The 16,839-nt window shown below is 46.0% G+C and carries 17 protein-coding genes; all 17 read left to right on the forward strand.

The genetic code is table 11. The features are described from left to right. The first annotated feature begins 39 nt into the window (after window positions 1-39). Window positions 40-654: a YfgM family protein gene (locus M4S28_RS04265; protein WP_249632355.1), complete on the forward strand. Its 615-nt coding sequence runs from the start codon at window positions 40-42 to the stop codon at window positions 652-654. A 10-nt stretch (window positions 655-664) separates the two neighbouring features. Continuing rightward, entirely contained in the window at window positions 665-1,825 is a 1,161-nt protein-coding gene (gene bamB, locus M4S28_RS04270) for an outer membrane protein assembly factor BamB (RefSeq protein ID WP_249632356.1), read from the forward strand. A gap of 158 nt (window positions 1,826-1,983) precedes the next feature. Beyond that, a complete protein-coding gene (gene der / locus M4S28_RS04275; RefSeq protein ID WP_004735108.1) occupies window positions 1,984-3,465 on the forward strand; it encodes a ribosome biogenesis GTPase Der in 1,482 nt (493 codons plus the stop codon). Window positions 3,466-3,598: 133 nt separating this feature from the next. Then, on the forward strand, window positions 3,599-4,519 hold the full coding sequence (locus tag M4S28_RS04280; protein WP_249632357.1) for an alanyl-tRNA editing protein: 921 nt from the start codon (window positions 3,599-3,601) through the stop codon (window positions 4,517-4,519). Between the two features lie 289 nt (window positions 4,520-4,808). After that, window positions 4,809-5,810, forward strand: coding sequence for a sensor domain-containing diguanylate cyclase (locus tag M4S28_RS04285; protein ID WP_249632358.1), 1,002 nt, complete (start codon window positions 4,809-4,811; stop codon window positions 5,808-5,810). A gap of 36 nt (window positions 5,811-5,846) precedes the next feature. After that, window positions 5,847-6,074 (forward strand): zinc ribbon domain-containing protein, encoded by a 228-nt coding sequence (locus M4S28_RS04290; RefSeq protein WP_004735111.1) that lies wholly within the window; start codon window positions 5,847-5,849, stop codon window positions 6,072-6,074. 294 nt (window positions 6,075-6,368) lie between these two features. Further along, the gene (gene urtA, locus M4S28_RS04295; RefSeq protein ID WP_249632359.1) at window positions 6,369-7,655 is read left to right on the forward strand and encodes an urea ABC transporter substrate-binding protein; all 1,287 of its coding nucleotides are present in this window, start codon (window positions 6,369-6,371) and stop codon (window positions 7,653-7,655) included. A 160-nt stretch (window positions 7,656-7,815) separates the two neighbouring features. Continuing rightward, window positions 7,816-9,444, forward strand: coding sequence for an urea ABC transporter permease subunit UrtB (gene urtB, locus M4S28_RS04300; RefSeq protein WP_249632360.1), 1,629 nt, complete (start codon window positions 7,816-7,818; stop codon window positions 9,442-9,444). A gap of 10 nt (window positions 9,445-9,454) precedes the next feature. Next, complete coding sequence (urtC, locus tag M4S28_RS04305) at window positions 9,455-10,627, forward strand: urea ABC transporter permease subunit UrtC (protein ID WP_108187839.1); 1,173 nt, start codon at window positions 9,455-9,457, stop codon at window positions 10,625-10,627. Continuing rightward, entirely contained in the window at window positions 10,624-11,466 is an 843-nt protein-coding gene (gene urtD / locus M4S28_RS04310) for an urea ABC transporter ATP-binding protein UrtD (protein WP_004735116.1), read from the forward strand. The genes urtC and urtD overlap by 4 nt, the downstream gene beginning before the upstream one ends. Before the next feature lies 1 nt (window position 11,467). Further along, a complete protein-coding gene (gene urtE, locus M4S28_RS04315) occupies window positions 11,468-12,163 on the forward strand; it encodes an urea ABC transporter ATP-binding subunit UrtE (RefSeq protein WP_017079878.1) in 696 nt (231 codons plus the stop codon). After that, on the forward strand, window positions 12,160-13,107 hold the full coding sequence (locus M4S28_RS04320) for an urease accessory protein UreD (RefSeq protein ID WP_249632361.1): 948 nt from the start codon (window positions 12,160-12,162) through the stop codon (window positions 13,105-13,107). Before urtE ends, M4S28_RS04320 begins: the two co-directional genes overlap by 4 nt. A 132-nt stretch (window positions 13,108-13,239) precedes the next feature. Further along, window positions 13,240-13,542 carry an urease subunit gamma gene (gene ureA, locus M4S28_RS04325; protein WP_102438055.1) on the forward strand — a complete coding sequence of 101 codons (303 nt, stop codon included), beginning with the start codon at window positions 13,240-13,242 and terminating at the stop codon, window positions 13,540-13,542. An 11-nt stretch (window positions 13,543-13,553) separates the two neighbouring features. Continuing rightward, a complete protein-coding gene (locus M4S28_RS04330) occupies window positions 13,554-13,889 on the forward strand; it encodes an urease subunit beta (RefSeq protein ID WP_249632362.1) in 336 nt (111 codons plus the stop codon). A gap of 38 nt (window positions 13,890-13,927) precedes the next feature. Continuing rightward, complete coding sequence (ureC, locus tag M4S28_RS04335) at window positions 13,928-15,613, forward strand: urease subunit alpha (RefSeq protein WP_249632363.1); 1,686 nt, start codon at window positions 13,928-13,930, stop codon at window positions 15,611-15,613. Between the two features lie 63 nt (window positions 15,614-15,676). Then, entirely contained in the window at window positions 15,677-16,129 is a 453-nt protein-coding gene (ureE, locus tag M4S28_RS04340) for an urease accessory protein UreE (RefSeq protein WP_004735122.1), read from the forward strand. A 74-nt stretch (window positions 16,130-16,203) separates the two neighbouring features. Continuing rightward, a complete protein-coding gene (locus M4S28_RS04345) occupies window positions 16,204-16,800 on the forward strand; it encodes a HupE/UreJ family protein (RefSeq protein ID WP_249632364.1) in 597 nt (198 codons plus the stop codon). Window positions 16,801-16,839 lie beyond the last annotated feature (39 nt).

A 16,839-nucleotide genomic window follows, 5' to 3' on the forward strand; every position in this document is an offset into this window, starting at 1 on the left:
GCACTATGCTGGCGTTTAAAGAATTAAAGAGGACAGGAAGTGGAACTTTACGATAGCGAAGAGCAACAAGTTGAAGCCATTAAAGATTGGTGGAAAGAGAACGGTAAAGCCGTAATCTTTGGTGCAGTTATTGGTTTAGGCGGTCTATTTGGCTGGCGCTATTACCAAGATTCAGTCGTTGAAGCGCGTGAAGTCGCTTCAGAAGGCTACACTTCTGTAATTTCAGCTCTTGATGCTAAGGGCGTTGATGCTCAATCTGATATTCAAGCTTTTATCGACGCTAACAAAGACGCTGAATACTCTGTACTTGCTGCTATGCAATTAGCAAAAGCGCAAGTTCAAGCGGGTGACCTTGCAGCTGCACTTGAACAGCTTGAGTGGGCAAAATCGGCAACTAAGGATTCGGCACTTACGCCACTACTGACTTACCGTGCTGCACGTATCAAAGCTGAGCAAGGTGAATTTGACGCAGCATTGACTGATCTTGAAGCGATGACTGACGAATCTTGGACTGGCCGTGTTGCTGAACTGCGTGGTGATATCTCACTTCGTAAAGGCGATACAGATGCGGCTTACAGTGCTTACTCTGAAGCACAACAAGCAGCTGATGCGAGCCAAACGCTTCAAATCAAACTTGACGACCTAGCTAAATAAGGCGCTTTGAATGAAGAAGATGTTTCCAAAAGCGGCGTTGTGTGCGATTGCTCTTGGCCTATTGGCTGGCTGTGCGGGTGAAGAAGACACCGTAATCATGGCACCAGTACCAACAGTAAATAGCGAGTTCACTCCTAGCCAGGAATGGTCTACGTCGGTTGGTGATGGTGTTGGCCACTACTTTTCAAAACTAACGCCAGAATTGGCTTACGACAAAGTGTTTGTTGCGAGCCGTGAAGGTATGGTTAAAGCGCTTGACCCTGAAACAGGTAAAGAGCTGTGGAAAGTCGATCTTGAGAAAGAAGTACTGGCTCGTTTATCGGGTGGCTTAACGGCGGCTTACGGCAAAGTATTTGTTGGTTCTGAAAATGGCGAAGTGATCGCGATGGATGAATCAACCGGTGAAGAGCTGTGGCGTGTATCAGTGAATGGTGAGGTGCTTGCATCCCCAGCAACTGAAAGCAACATGGTTATTGTTCATACCAGTCGCGGTATGTTGATCGCGTTAGATCAAGAAACCGGCGAACAAAAATGGACGATTAGCACTGAAGTTCCAAGCCTAACACTTCGTGGCGATAGCTCGCCTGTTGCGGTTTCTGGTGGTGTATTCTGGGGGACTGCAAATGGTCGTTTAGCAGCCGCTATTGTTGACCGTGGTCAGCTTATTTGGCAACAGCCAGTAGGCACACCAAAAGGTGCAACGGAAATCGATCGCTTGGTTGATGTTGATGCATCACCGATTGTTCTTGGCGGAACCCTGTATACCGTAGGTATCAATGGTCAGCTAATCGCTATCGATCTTCGTTCTGGTAAGCCAATTTGGAAGCGTAACTACTCGTCAGCGATTGATTTAGCGAGTGATGGTAGCCGTTTGTTCGTTGTTACCGACAAAGACCATGTGGTTGCGGTTGATGCGCGTAGTGGTACTGAACTTTGGAGTACTCCATTGTTAGAAAACCGCTTACTGACAGCACCTGCTATTATTAATGGTTATGTAGTTGTGGGTGATACAGAAGGTTATCTGCACTGGTTAGATCGTTCATCGGGTGAGTTTGTTGCTCAACAGCTCGTCGATGATAGCGGCTTTGCGGTTGCGCCAATTGAAATGCCTGAAGGCTACTTAGTGACGACTCGCAATGGCGATGTAAAGAAACTAACGATTAGCCAATAAAAGCGTGATACAATTCACAGTCGGCTCCTGGTTGGTAACAGCTAGGAGCCGTTTTGTTGTTATGAATTAATAAACCGTGTGGTTATAGGTAAGAGTTTAAACTTGCGATCAAGTGCTTACCTATAACTACATTTAGAGAAGAAATTGTAGAGGTTGTTATGGTACCTGTTGTTGCTCTAGTAGGGCGTCCGAATGTAGGTAAATCTACGTTATTTAACCGATTGACTCGAACTCGTGATGCATTGGTTGCGGATTTCCCTGGCTTAACGCGTGACCGTAAATACGGTCATGCTCACTTTAGCGAGCATGACTTTATTGTTATTGACACTGGTGGTATCGACGGTACCGAAGAAGGTGTTGAAACTAAAATGGCTGAACAGTCGCTAGCGGCGATTGATGAAGCTGATGTCGTTCTATTTATGGTAGATGGCCGTGCGGGTCTAACACCTTCAGATGTGGCTATTGCTAAGCACCTTCGTCAACTAGAAAAGCCTTCAATGCTAGTAGTAAACAAGGTTGATGGTATCGACCCTGATGCTGCAAGTGCTGATTTCTGGCAACTAGGCGTAGAAGACATGTACCAAATCGCTGCAGCGCACGGTCGTGGCGTGACAGCGTTGATTGATCTTGCTCTTAACCCATTCGCAGAAGCGCTAAAAGCTGAGAATGGCGAAGTAAGCGATTTAACTGAGTTTGAAGACGAAGAAGAAGAGCAAGTTGATTTCACTGAAGAAGAAGCTGAAGAAGAATTCAAGCGCCTTCAAGATCAACCAATTAAGCTAGCGATCATTGGCCGTCCTAACGTTGGTAAATCAACACTAACTAACCGTATTCTTGGTGAAGAACGTGTTGTTGTTTACGATATGCCAGGCACAACTCGTGACTCTATCTACATTCCAATGCAGCGTGATGAGCGTGAATACGTTCTGATTGATACTGCAGGTGTTCGTCGTCGTAAAAATATCAACGAAACAGTAGAGAAGTTCTCAGTGGTTAAAACACTGAAAGCAATTGAAGATGCTAACGTTGTATTGCTGCTTATTGATGCTCGAGACAACATCTCTGATCAAGATTTAAGCTTGTTAGGCTTTGCGTTGAATGCTGGTCGTTCAATTGTTATTGCAGTAAACAAGTGGGATGGTCTAGACAGCGATGTTAAAGATCGCGTTAAGAAAGAACTAGACCGTCGTTTAGGTTTCGTTGATTTTGCACGTATTCACTTTATCTCTGCACTTCACGGTACAGGTGTTGGTCACTTGTTTGAATCTGTTCAAGAAGCTTACAAGTCAGCAACGACTCGTGTTGGTACTTCTGTGCTAACTCGTATCATGAAGATGGCGACTGATGATCACCAACCGCCTATGGTTCGTGGCCGTCGTGTTAAATTGAAATACGCGCACGCTGGTGGCTACAACCCACCGATTATCGTTATCCACGGTAACCAAGTACGTAACTTGCCAGATTCATACAAACGATTCTTGATGAACTACTACCGTCGTTCACTAGAGATTATGGGTACACCTATTCGCATTCAATTCCAGAACAGCGAGAACCCATTTGAAGCTAAGACAACCAAGCTGACAATTTCTCAAGAACGTAAACGTAAGCGTATGATGAGCATGGTTAAAGGTCGTAAGTAAACCTTTCCAATAGATTTGATACCCGAGCCTGTCTCGGGTATTTTTTTAAGCAAAATTCACGTTAAGCCATAACCTCATATCTCCATATCGTGATGGGTTAACGAATTAGACTCAATTTCAAAAGAAGAACGATATGACCACTAGCGATTCAATGACACCGGCGACATCCATCAAACCAATAATAGTTATCACACCAACCATTACTCCATTTTGTCATCAGGCTTGGCAGATCAATGCAAAGGCGTTGTACGTTGAAAACGATAACAGCAAAACCTACTTGATCACCGACATGACACCTTTCCACCCAGTGAGTCATATTTGGCCAGACCACCCAGCAGACCAAGGCTTTGTGAATGTTGGTGACGTGCAATATCCCGTTGAAGACTGTCTTGTTGGGGCAATAGAACAATCTACTGGCAAGCTTCATATCGCAGCAGATATCCCTGTTAAGCGTGATGCGGAAGGGTGGGCGTTTGTGGTGGTCCACCAGCTACCAGTATCTGCTTCTATGATTAAGGTTAACGACGAAGTCATGTTGTCGGTTGATAAAGAGTATCAAGCTAGTTTGAGCCGTGGTCACAGCGCTGGCCACATCGCTTTCCTAGCCTTGAATAAAGTATTGGCTGAGAGCTACTGGCGTAAAGATGCAGATAGAAAAGATCCACTCGGCAGCTACGACTTCAATAGCTACGCTCAAGTCACCAGCTTTGTGACGCCAGAATTATGTACAGACAAGTATCGTTTGGGCAAAACCCTGAAGAAACGCGGTTTGAACGTTGCAGACATGCTAACCAATCTTGATGGTATCGAAGCCGACATCAATCAGATGATTAAAGGTTGGCTCGCAGACTCAACGCCAGTAGCAATGAGACTGGAAGGTGAGGCATTAACAGACTCTCGCTATTGGGAATGGCAGTTGGATAGCGACACTTTAGTGTCTATTCCGTGTGGTGGTACTCACATCGAGAATACGTCAGAGCTTAAGTCTTTATCGGTTAAGTTAACCCAGTTAGATGACCAGCATATTGAAATGCTGACGCATGTAATACGATGATTTAGACTACAGATCGAAATGGCTTGTGCTGTTTATTTTGTTTTCATATGTAACTTTCAATATAAATGACCATTTAAAATTGAAATGCAGCACATGTAACTTATGCTTTCGGTGTGTGGTGATATAAATATTCTTTTTGGGGTAGATCGCTGATCAAAATAGATAAAGCGAAAGATCAACCTATGATCTTCGATTGTGTGTACGGCTTATTTAGTGTGTTATTATTAACCAATAGCAAGCTTGCATAAGAACAAGCTGTACCCTATTACACAATTGAAAGCTTTAGTGAATGGAACAACAATTTTTATTAGAAGGCCACCGAGCCGTCAATAGTTTGCTGCGCAAGCTTGCTCTTGGGATGGATCGCAAAGATTTAAACCATAAGATCATTCAGCTTACCGAGCAGATTTTTGGGCAGCGTATGGCTTCAATTTTACTGCTCAACTCAGAGTCTAAAACTTTACACCTTGAATATGCCCCAAACCTGCCTGATTTTTACAATCAGCAGATAGAAGGGGTTGGGATTGGTGCAGGGATTGGTTCTTGTGGCGAGGCGGCTGCGCTTAAGAAAGCGGTGATGGTCTCCAACATAAATGCACACCCAAACTGGGCACCTTTCTTAGCCTTAACCAATCAAGCCAATTTACATGCCTGTTGGTCGGTACCTATCATCTCATCGCACGGTCATGTACTGGGTACCTTTGCCATTTATAGCCAGTACATCTCTGAGCCACATGAATTTGAGCTTGAGATCTTAGAACTACTGGCTTCCCTGTATTCGGTAGCACTAGAGAAGTTTGAGCTAGAGAATCAGCTTAACTTTTTCGCCAATCGTGATTCTCTAACTCATTGCCTGAATCGTCGTGCACTGTTCAATGAAGCCGAAAAAGTGTTGGCTAAGCGATGTTTTTCAGAAAAGGTGATGGCGTGTCTGTTTGTGGATGTCGATAAGTTCAAATCAATAAATGATACCTATGGCCATAGTTTTGGTGATGATGTTCTGTTGGCGGTTGCAAAAGTCCTCGATGAGGCTACCACAGCATGTGCCAAGATAGGCCGTTATGGTGGCGATGAGTTTGTGGTGTTCTGTTGCTTTGATGATCAAGAAAGCGTTGTTAGCTTCTACCACAGCTTAGAGAAAGCACTGCAACAAGCGCTTTATATCAATGATGTGCAGTTCTCAGTGAGTGTTGGGTTGTCTTGTGAGAAAGATCCTCAAGGATTAGACCAGTTGATCGCACAAGCAGATAAGAACATGTACCAAATCAAGCAAGCGAAGTCTCAGCGGTAGTAGATTGTAAAAATAGTAGTGAATTAGGAAATGCTAATGAGTGAAAATATCTGCCCTAAGTGTCAGTCTGAGCTAGCTTGGGATGGCAAGTATCACTGTGAAAGTTGTCAGGCTCACTTTACTAAAGTTGGGTTTTGCCCTGAGTGCAGCAGCCAACTTGAGAAGCTTCAAGCCTGTGGTGCGGCGAGCTATTTTTGTAATGCCGATTGCAACGAATTGAAGTCTAAGTCGAGAGTAAAATTCGAATTCCAACCAGCGGAATAGCCTTAAACAGCATGGTTTGAACGACCATCGGTGATGTTATACCAGAGACCCAATACCAAAGTGTTGGGTCTTTTTTGTATCTGATGAACAGGAATGTGTCATCTTGGTTCATTCTCATCGTCACTGCACCAGTATGAAACATAGTGACATGATTGCTATGCACTTTATTGGTGTGGATTGCTATTAAGTTTAATTAATACAAAAGCTTATAAATTTATTGATTGCTTTTTAAGTTTGGCACTCTTCTTGTAACTCTGTAATTGAATAACAAAAATACAATTATGGAGTAATATCATGAACAAGGTGTTCAATTTATCGCTAGCTGCACTGTGTACAACACTTTCATTTTCTTCTGCAACAGTGTTTGCTGCTGATGAGACCATCAAGGTCGGTGTTCTACACTCACTCTCTGGCACTATGGCGATCAGTGAAACCACGCTAAAAGATACCGTGCTAATGCTTATCGAAGAGCAGAACAAAAAGGGCGGTTTGCTTGGCAAGAAGCTAGAGCCTGTCGTGGTTGACCCTGCGTCAAACTGGCCGCTATTTGCAGAAAAGGCGCGTGAGCTTATCGAAAAAGAGAAAGTGGATGTGGTGTTCGGTGGTTGGACATCGGTATCACGTAAATCCATGCTGCCTGTTTTTGAAGAACTCAACAGCATCCTTTTCTACCCAGTACAGTATGAAGGCGAAGAGTCTTCTAAAAACGTTTTCTACACCGGTGCCGCGCCAAACCAACAAGCGATCCCTGCAGTGGATTACTTGATGGAAGAGCTTGAAGTTGAGCGTTGGGTACTTGCAGGTACCGATTACGTTTATCCACGTACTACCAATAAGATCCTTGAAGCCTACCTAAAAGATAAAGGTGTCGCAGAAGAAGACATCATGATCAACTACACACCGTTTGGTCATTCTGATTGGCAATCTATCGTTTCAGACATCAAAAAGTTCGGCGAAGCAGGCAAGAAAACCGCCGTTGTGTCTACTGTGAATGGCGATGCAAACGTACCTTTCTATAAAGAGCTTGGTGCTCAAGGTGTTTCATCTGAAGATATCCCAGTTATTGCATTCTCGGTTGGCGAAGAAGAACTATCGGGTATGGATACTGAACCTCTAGTGGGTCATTTAGCGGCATGGAACTATTTCATGAGCGTCGATACCGAAGTCAATGAAGAGTTCGTTGAAACATGGCAGTCATTTATTAAGAGTGACAAACGTGTAACGAATGACCCGATGGAAGCACACTATATTGGTTTCAATATGTGGGCTCAAGCTGTAACTAATGCGGGCACAACCGATGCTGAAGCGGTGCAAGATGCATTGATTGGTGTTTCTGTTCCAAACCTATCTGGTGGCTACTCAACCATGCTACCAAACCACCACATAACTAAACCTGTATTGATTGGTGAGATTCAAGATGATGGCCAGTTTGACACCGTTTGGGAAACCACAGGCCTTGTTGCAGGTGATGCTTGGTCTAACTACTTACCTGAATCAGCAAAACTATTCTCTAGTTGGTCTAAGCCATTCTCATGTGGTGCGTTTAACGTCGAAACTAAGAAGTGTTCTGGCGGTAACTAGAGCGTTAATTTAGGAATATTGAGCCTTCTTGTTTGGGAAGATCACCTCTGTTTAAGAGGTGAAGCAAGCGGGAGGCTCATCGTTTCAACTCACCATAATTCTCCACATGTCCACCGAGCAAAAATAACAATATCTAACTTGGTTGGTTAAGGAAGCAGGGATGAAAAACGTATTGAACGTATTTAAGGCGCTATTGCTTATGGCAGTCAGTGCTCAGTTGGCTTTTGCTGGAATAACGGATGAAGCTAGCTTTACCAAGGCGCTAGTTGGTAAGAAAACATCGGATAAAGAATTGGCTATCGATTGGGTTATTGAGTCACAAACGGAAGACGTGTCGAAACCTATTTTGGATGGCTGGTTAAACGGTAATCTCTATTACTTTAATGACAAACAGAGCGAGCAATACAAACAGCTCTACCTCATTCAAAGCATCAAAACAGCGACGTCAGCTCAGTCAGTATGGGATGATTCAACGCTTAATATCGAGAATGCGAGACAGTTTAAAAAGGTTCGTGTGAATAACAAACTTCGCGGCATCTTGCGCGGGGAAATAGCCTCGATTGGACTGAACAGCAGTAACCCAGAGGTGCGCTATAAAGCGGTTCTGGATCTGTTAGGAACCAAAGATTCTGCCATCATCGAACGACTCACTGAACTCAGAACAAATGAATCAGATGGCAAAGTAGCCGAGCTAATGGATTTGTCGTTAGCCATTTTCACCTCTCTTAATAACAGTGCCACCACTGAAGATCGTGTGGCTTCAATTGAACGAGTTGGCGACTTCAAACATTCCGTGGTTCTGAAAACACTGAATCAACTACTGAGCAGTGAGCAAGACACAAAAGTCTTGGCAGCGGCAGAGCGTGCGATGGACGGTTATCAACAGAGCCAAGCACTCTATTCAGGGGTAGAAACGGTATTCTTTGGTTTGAGCTTAGGTTCGGTATTGGTGCTGGCGGGCATTGGCTTGGCGATTACCTTTGGTGTTATGGGCGTTATCAACATGGCTCATGGTGAGCTGATCATGATTGGTGCATACACCACCTATGTAATGCAGTTGTTGATGCCGAATCATATTGGTTTAGCGTTGATATTTTCTATTCCTGCGGCATTCATTGTTTCTGGCTCAGTGGGCATTGTGATTGAGCGAAGCGTGATTCGTCATCTTTATGGTCGTCCATTGGAAACCTTACTCGCGACCTTTGGTATTAGCTTGATCTTACAACAAGCCGTTCGCTCTATTTTCTCTCCTTTGAACCGATCTGTGAGCACGCCTGAATGGATGTCTGGCGCACTTCAATTGAACCCGATGTTGTCTCTGACCTATAACCGACTTTATATCATCTTGTTCTGTGGTTTGGTGTTTATGGGCTTACTGATGGTTCTGAAAAAGACACCACTAGGTTTACAGGTTCGTGCGGTTTCTCAAAACCGTGGTATGGCTCGTGCGATGGGTATTCGATCGGAACGTGTTGATGCGATGACCTTCGGTTTAGGCTCTGGCGTCGCAGGTGTTGCGGGTGTAGCGCTTTCTCAACTGACTAACGTTGGCCCAAATATGGGGCAGGCATACATCATCGACTCATTCATGGTCGTGGTATTCGGCGGCGTTGGCAACCTATGGGGCACGCTAGTCGCAGGCTTAAGCCTTGGTCTGTTCAATAAGATTTTAGAACCATGGGCTGGTGCGGTTCTCGCCAAGATTCTGGTACTGGTTTTCATCATTCTGTTTATTCAAAAACGCCCACGCGGACTCTTCCCGCAACGTGGTCGTGCGGCTGAAGGTTAAGGACAACATCATGCAGTCAAAATCATTTGTACTTTCGGCAATGCGTGGTGACAAAGGTGGCCAACTGACCATCCTTGCCATTCTTGCGGCCGTCATTCTTATCCCACTGGCTAACACCATGTTACCAAGTGGACACCCGCTCCATGTAGAGACTTTCACTATCTCGCTGATGGGCAAATACCTAAGCTACGCGATGTTGGCGTTGGCACTCGATCTGGTGTGGGGTTATCTCGGAATATTGAGCCTCGGCCACGGTGCTTTCTTTGCGCTTGGTGGTTATGCGATGGGCATGTACTTAATGCGCCAAATTGGTGACCGTGGGGTTTATGGTGATCCAATCCTGCCTGATTTTATGGTGTTCCTTGATTGGTCGGTGTTGCCGTGGTTCTGGCAGGGCTTTGATCAGTTCTGGTTCGCGTGCTTAATGGTGGTGTTGGTGCCGGGCGCGTTGGCTTACTTGTTTGGTTATCTTGCTTTTCGCTCTCGCGTGTCAGGGGTTTATCTTTCTATCATGACTCAGGCGTTAACTTACGCATTGATGTTGGCGTTTTTCCGCAACGAGATGGGCTTTGGTGGTAACAATGGACTGACAGATTTCAAAGACATCATCGGCCTGAGCTTGCAGAGTGATGCGGTCAAGATAGGTCTGTTTGTCGCGACTGGCATTGCGCTCATCTTTAGCTACATCGCTTGTCGTATGGTGGTGACCAGTCGATTAGGTCGTGTGGCATTAGCGATTCGTGATACAGAGTCACGTACTCGCTTTATGGGTTACGACGTCGATGGGATCAAGCTGTGGGTCTTCGTTCTTTCTGCGGTTATCGCGGGTATTGCCGGGGCTTTATATGTTCCTCAAGTTGGCATCATTAACCCGGGTGAATTTGCTCCGCTTAACTCGATTGAGATTGTGGTTTGGGTTGCCTTAGGCGGTCGTGCCACCCTGTTTGGCGCCATTGTTGGGGCATTGATCATCAACTACGCCAAGAGCTGGTTTACGGTTGAGTTCCCAGAGGTGTGGTTATTTGCTCTGGGTGGATTATTCGTTCTTTCGACCATGTACTTCCCACAAGGTGTAATTGGCTTTGTCAGTGAAAAATGGCAGCAGCTACGCAAGGCATCAAATGGGAAAAACCAAGATAAAGATAAGGATGATCAGCACAAAGCCAAGGAGGTGATAGCATGACCACATTTAATAGCGTAAAGGAATCGGTTCAGGCGTTCACTCGTCGAGACCAAGTCTTTGATTACCTTAAACCTGATATTCACCCCGCTATCGATACTCGCCACAACGTGCTGTTGTATGTGGAAGGCGTCAACAAAAGCTTCGATGGTTTCCAAGCGATAAACGACCTCAACCTCTACATCAATGAAGGAGAGCTTCGCTGCATCATTGGCCCTAATGGCGCAGGTAAAACCACCATGATGGACATCATCACAGGTAAAACTAAGCCAGATACTGGCGAGGTGTGGTTGGGTTCGAACATCAACTTATTGAAGATGAACGAAGCTGAAATTGCCAATGCAGGCGTTGGGCGTAAGTTCCAAAAACCGACCGTGATTGAGTGTTTAACTGTGTGGCAGAACCTTGAGTTAGCGATGGCTGGTGACCGTTCAGTGTGGGCGACGTTCACTGCTGTGATGTCTGGTGAGCAGAAAGACAAGTTGACCTCGGTACTTGAGCTGATTCATTTAAAAGACGAAGCGGCGAATTTGGCAGGTAACCTGTCTCACGGTCAGAAACAGTGGTTAGAGATAGGCATGTTATTGATGCAAAACCCTAGGCTATTGCTGGTGGATGAACCCGTTGCAGGGATGACTCACCAAGAGATGGATCGTACCTCTGAGTTACTCAATTCACTGGCAGGTAAGCACTCGGTTGTGGTAGTTGAACACGATATGGATTTCGTTCGTTCTATCGCAAGCCATGTCACCGTGCTTCATCAAGGTCATGTGTTGGCTGAAGGCACCATGGATCAAGTGCAGGCTCACCCTGAAGTTAAACAAGTTTATCTCGGAGAATAGGATGCTAGAGGTTAAATCAGTTAATCAATATTACGGTGAGAGCCACACGCTGTGGGATTTGGATATGCAGATCCCAGAAGGTAAATGCACGGTGCTAATGGGGCGTAATGGCGTCGGTAAAACCACGTTGCTGCAATGCATCATGGGGTTGGTTAAGGTCGAGAGCGGTGACATTTCGTTATCGGGTGAGTCGCTTTTGAAAACCGATGCGGAAGAGCGTGCTCGCCAAGGTATCGGTTATGTGCCGCAAGGCCGTCAGATCTTCCCGATGCTCACGGTTCAAGAAAACTTAGAAGTTGGCTTGCCGATTAGAGAAAAGGGCGACCGTAAGATCCCTGAGTTTATCTTCGATATATTCCCAGTATTAAAAGAGATGTTGCATCGTCGCGGTGGGGACTTATCCGGTGGTCAGCAGCAGCAACTCGCGATTGGGCGTGCGCTGGTGGTTAATCCAAAGCTATTAATATTGGATGAGCCGACCGAAGGTATTCAACCCAATATTGTGCAAGAGATTGGCGACATTATCCGAATGCTCAATGAGAAGATGGGACTCACGGTTCTGCTTGTGGAACAGAAGCTGCCATTTGCGAGAAAGGTCGGTGACCGATTTTGCATTCTCGACCGCGGTCGTCAGGTAGCAGAAGGTGAAATGAAAGGGCTCAATGAGTCCTTAATTAAGGAGTACCTAACCGTATGAATACTCTCTTTTCTCCGAATGAAGTAAGCAATGCTTCTTTAGTCGAAGCTTTGTCTCTGAATGAGACCATCGAGCAAGATATCCGAGACGGTTGGCAAGCGAGCTTAAACCTCACCTTTGTTGACCGTGGTGATAAAACCGTTTTAAAGAATCGTCAGCAGTCTGGTCCGCTTGCGGTGCAACGTCCCTTGTATCCTGATAGGGAAACGTGTCACACCTACTTACTTCATCCCCCCGGCGGAGTGGTAGGTGGTGACACTCTCAACATTGAGGCAACTGTAGAAAGCGGTGCGAATACGTTGATCACCACACCCGGTGCGACCAAGTTTTACCGCTCAAACAACAAGTACGCCAAGCAGAAGCAAACGCTTCGAGTGAAGAAAGGTGCGCGCTTGGAGTGGATGCCGCAAGAGAACATCTTTTTCCCTAATGCACACGTTCGTTTAGACACTGAAATTCGCCTAGAAAAGGGTGCACAATTTTGGGGTTGGGAGATGCACTGTTTTGGACGCCCTGCACAGAATGAGGGATTCGAGCATGGTCACCTCGTTGGGAAAACAGAAATCTATCTTGATAATCAAAGGCTTCTGACTGAAGGTTTTAATTTTCACGGTGGCGATAAGTTTATGATAAATATGGGGTTACTTAATTATTCAATGATGGGAACCTTTTATATTACCTCAAATGAGAAGCAAGATTTAGAGTTGGTACAGAGCTTGCTCTTATCTATTACACAGCAAGCTTCACAGCAATCAGTTACATCCAAAACGTCGAGTGAACCTACATTAATAATGGGTGCAACGCAGATAGAAGGATTGATTGTGGTGCGAGCCTTGGGTAATTGGAGTGAAGATATCCTCCAGGCCTTTGGTCAGATTTGGCAAGCAACTCGCTCTCATTTATGTGGTACGACTCCGGATTTACCGAGGATTTGGGCGACTTAGCGATTAGCCCTTTTGTACCTAGGGTGACTTCCGGCTCTAGGTACATTTTTTCAAGCTTGCTGTGTTTGAACCCCACTTACTGCTCATGCGTTTTTGGGCTCTAAGAAAATAACACTAACAGCGGGCGGCTAAATGGAATTAACACCAAGAGAAAAAGATAAGCTACTTATCTTCTGCGCAGGAATACTTGCACAGCAGCGCAAACAAAAAGGCTTAAAACTCAACTATCCAGAATCTATTGCACTGATCAGCAGTGCCATTCTAGAAGGTGCCCGTGAGGGAAAAACCGTTTCGGAATTGATGGATTTTGGACGCACACTGCTTACCGTCGATGACGTTATGGAGGGGATCCCTTCCATGATCCCTGATGTACAAGTCGAAGCCACTTTTCCTGATGGCACCAAGCTGGTGACCGTTCATGAACCTATCGTGTAGGGAGAAGTAATATGGCTGGTTCCACAAAACAATACTCAGGATTCGTTCCCGGAAAAGTAGAAACCGCACCGGGTGATATCACTCTCAATGAAGGCCGAGACACGACGTCCGTTAAGGTAAAAAACATTGGCGATCGTCCTGTTCAAATTGGCTCTCATTATCACTTCTATGAAGCAAACCCTTCGCTGATCTTTGACCGAGAAGCTACTAAAGGCTTTCGACTCAATATCCCTGCGGGCACCGCAACCCGCTTTGAGCCGGGTCAGTCGCGTAGCGTCGAGTTAGTGCGTTACGCCGGTAAGTTAGAGATCTATGGCTTCCAAGGAAAGGTGATGGGCAAGCTCTAAGCGCTCCCACGGAATAATGAAAATAACAAGGATTGAACATGGCGACGATATCCAGACAGGCTTATGCCGAAATGTTTGGGCCAACAGTCGGTGACCGAGTGCGTCTTGCTGACACTGATTTATGGCTAGAAGTTGAAAAGGATTACACGGTATACGGCGACGAAGTGAAATTCGGCGGCGGCAAAGTTATCCGTGATGGACAAGGGCAAAGCCAACGTCCAAGTGCCGAAACTCCAGATTTGGTGATCACCAATGCGATTGTGTTGGATTACTGGGGCATCGTAAAAGCCGATGTCGCAGTCAAAGATGGTCGAGTTCAGGCATTGGGTAAAGCGGGCAACCCAGATGTTCAACCGGGCGTTGATATTGTGATTGGCCCGGGCACGGAGATTTTAGCGGGCGAAGGTTCAATCCTGACTGCTGGTGGCATTGATTCACACATCCACTTTATTTGCCCACAACAGATTGAAGAAGCACTGGCGTCGGGTGTGACAACCATGATCGGCGGCGGCACTGGGCCAAACACTGGCACTAACGCAACCACATGCACTCCGGGGCCTTGGAACATGCACCGCATGCTGGAATCGCTCGATCAATTCCCAATGAACTTTGGTTTGTTAGGCAAAGGTAATGCCAGCCAGCCAGAAGCTCTACGCGAACAAGTAGCGGCAGGTGCAGTGGGTTTGAAGTTGCACGAAGACTGGGGAACCACTCCCGCTTCAATCGATACCTGCTTGAGTGTGGCTGACGAGATGGACGTACAAGTCGCGATTCATACCGACACTCTGAATGAATCTGGTTTTGTTGAATCAACACTTGGCGCTATCGGCGATCGTGTGATTCATACCTATCACACCGAAGGTGCGGGCGGTGGTCATGCTCCCGATATTATTCGTGCTGCAGGTGAGCCGAACGTTTTGCCCTCCTCAACTAATCCAACACGACCTTACACCATCAATACAGTCGATGAGCACTTGGATATGTTGATGGTGTGTCATCACCTTTCACCATCGATTGCTGAATCACGTATTCGCCGTGAAACCATTGCTGCAGAAGACATTCTTCATGACTTAGGCGCATTCTCGATGATCGCTTCGGATTCACAAGCAATGGGTCGCGTAGGCGAGGTCGTAACACGTACTTGGCAAACCGCACACAAGATGAAAGTGCAGCGTGGGAGCCTAAAAGAAGATTCCGACTACAGTGATAACTTCCGCCTAAGACGTTATGTCGCTAAGTACACCATTAACCCTGCGATCACGCACGGCATGTCTCATGAAATCGGTTCTATAGAAGCAGGGAAATTAGCTGACCTAGTGTTGTGGAAGCCCGCTTTTTTTGGTGTGAAACCAAGCGTGATTTTGAAAGGCGGCATGATCGCCATGGCGCCGATGGGTGACCCAAATGCTTCAATCCCAACACCTCAGCCAGTTCACTACCGTTCAATGTTTGGTAGCTACGGCAAGGCATGTCAAAACACATCAATGTTGTTTGTCTCTAAGGAAGCCAAGGCGCAGAACATTGATAAGCAATTGGGTTTGCAGAGCTTGATTGGTGTTGTGAGCAACTGCCGAAATATCAGCAAAGCCGACATGAAGCTCAACGATTGGATGCCGAAGATTGAGGTGGATTCTCAGACGTATCAAGTACGCGCCGATGGTGAATTGCTAACTTGTGAGCCTGCTGAAGAACTACCAATGGCACAACGGTATTTTCTATTTTAAGAGCTCGGCTGAAGGCTCCTAATTTAAACGTTATAAATCTCACAAGGAGATTGAGGTAATAGCATGATTGAACTGACTCAACTGAATACTCAAATACAAAATGCACCGGACGGCTACTTAAGCCTGCCGATCGATAGCCGCATTAAGAGCCGTCTTAAGGTGATGCTCGATGACGGGCGCAATGCCGGACTGTTTCTACCACGAGGTCATATCTTGCGTGGTGGCGAACAACTGTCGAGTGAATGTGGCTTGGTAGTGGAAGTGAAAGCGGCACCGGAAACCGTTTCGACTGTTTACTGTGAAGACTTGCTCCTGTTAACACGAGTGGCATACCACCTTGGTAACCGTCATGTTCCACTGCAAGTGGAAGCGGGCTGGGTTCGTTATCAACACGACCATGTTTTGGATGAAATGGTTGAAGGCTTAGGCGCGAAAGTGACCACCGAGAAACAACCGTTTGAACCAGAAGGCGGTGCTTATGGCGGTCGCTCTGGTGGACATCATCACCATCATTAATCGAGTCATTGATGACTCACTAAACGATTTATATAACAACAAATATTAATAACTATAAACGCAAGGAACTCGCGATGAACTTTAAAACAGCTGCAGGCTTATGCACTTTCACAATAGCTTCTCTAACAACATCAACATTGGCTTTCGCTCACCCAGGACATGGGGCGCATTCAGTTCATGAGTCTCACTCGTTTATGTCTGGCTTAACTCACCCTGTGACTGGCATGGATCATCTTATCATGCTGATCGCTTTCGGTTTATTAATTGGCGCACTGTCATTTTCCACCAAGACAAAAGCAGCTCTGATTGGCGGTGGATTGGCGTCTTTGGTGGTCGGACTCATCGCAGGTCAAGCCCTAGGTTTCTCTGTGATTGTTGAGCCTGCCATTATCGCTTCTCTGTTTGTCGTCAGCTTATGTTTATGGCATGTATTCTCACCATCAACCAAGCGTGTAAACAGCGTATTAGTTGCTTCGATTGCTATGTTGTTCTTCCATGGTTACGCACACGGCGTTGAAGCCGCGAGCAATCTGACTCAGTTCGCAACCGGTATGAGCATCAGTGCCTTGGCATTAATGGTTATCGGTACTTTTGTTGGTCGCGCGGTTTACTCTAAATGGTTGTCAGTCGGCGTGGCTTCAGCAAGCGCACTATTGCTGTTAGGCGCGTAGGCTCTCGAACTTATTTGATTCTGGAAGACTGAGGGCACG

The sequence above is a fragment of the Vibrio sp. J383 genome (assembly GCF_023503985.1).
Classification (GTDB): Bacteria; Pseudomonadota; Gammaproteobacteria; order Enterobacterales; family Vibrionaceae; genus Vibrio; species Vibrio splendidus.

Coding starts and splice junctions, on each gene's coding strand:
- ureA (WP_102438055.1), top strand. CDS start 13,240: ATGGAATTAACACCAAGAGAAAAAGATAAGCTACTTATCTTCTGCGCA.
- M4S28_RS04285 (WP_249632358.1), top strand. CDS start 4,809: ATGGAACAACAATTTTTATTAGAAGGCCACCGAGCCGTCAATAGTTTG.
- M4S28_RS04330 (WP_249632362.1), top strand. CDS start 13,554: ATGGCTGGTTCCACAAAACAATACTCAGGATTCGTTCCCGGAAAAGTA.
- M4S28_RS04320 (WP_249632361.1), top strand. CDS start 12,160: ATGAATACTCTCTTTTCTCCGAATGAAGTAAGCAATGCTTCTTTAGTC.
- urtA (WP_249632359.1), top strand. CDS start 6,369: ATGAACAAGGTGTTCAATTTATCGCTAGCTGCACTGTGTACAACACTT.
- bamB (WP_249632356.1), top strand. CDS start 665: ATGAAGAAGATGTTTCCAAAAGCGGCGTTGTGTGCGATTGCTCTTGGC.
- ureE (WP_004735122.1), top strand. CDS start 15,677: ATGATTGAACTGACTCAACTGAATACTCAAATACAAAATGCACCGGAC.
- urtD (WP_004735116.1), top strand. CDS start 10,624: ATGACCACATTTAATAGCGTAAAGGAATCGGTTCAGGCGTTCACTCGT.
- urtC (WP_108187839.1), top strand. CDS start 9,455: ATGCAGTCAAAATCATTTGTACTTTCGGCAATGCGTGGTGACAAAGGT.
- M4S28_RS04290 (WP_004735111.1), top strand. CDS start 5,847: ATGAGTGAAAATATCTGCCCTAAGTGTCAGTCTGAGCTAGCTTGGGAT.
- ureC (WP_249632363.1), top strand. CDS start 13,928: ATGGCGACGATATCCAGACAGGCTTATGCCGAAATGTTTGGGCCAACA.
- M4S28_RS04280 (WP_249632357.1), top strand. CDS start 3,599: ATGACCACTAGCGATTCAATGACACCGGCGACATCCATCAAACCAATA.
- M4S28_RS04345 (WP_249632364.1), top strand. CDS start 16,204: ATGAACTTTAAAACAGCTGCAGGCTTATGCACTTTCACAATAGCTTCT.
- der (WP_004735108.1), top strand. CDS start 1,984: ATGGTACCTGTTGTTGCTCTAGTAGGGCGTCCGAATGTAGGTAAATCT.
- urtE (WP_017079878.1), top strand. CDS start 11,468: ATGCTAGAGGTTAAATCAGTTAATCAATATTACGGTGAGAGCCACACG.
- urtB (WP_249632360.1), top strand. CDS start 7,816: ATGAAAAACGTATTGAACGTATTTAAGGCGCTATTGCTTATGGCAGTC.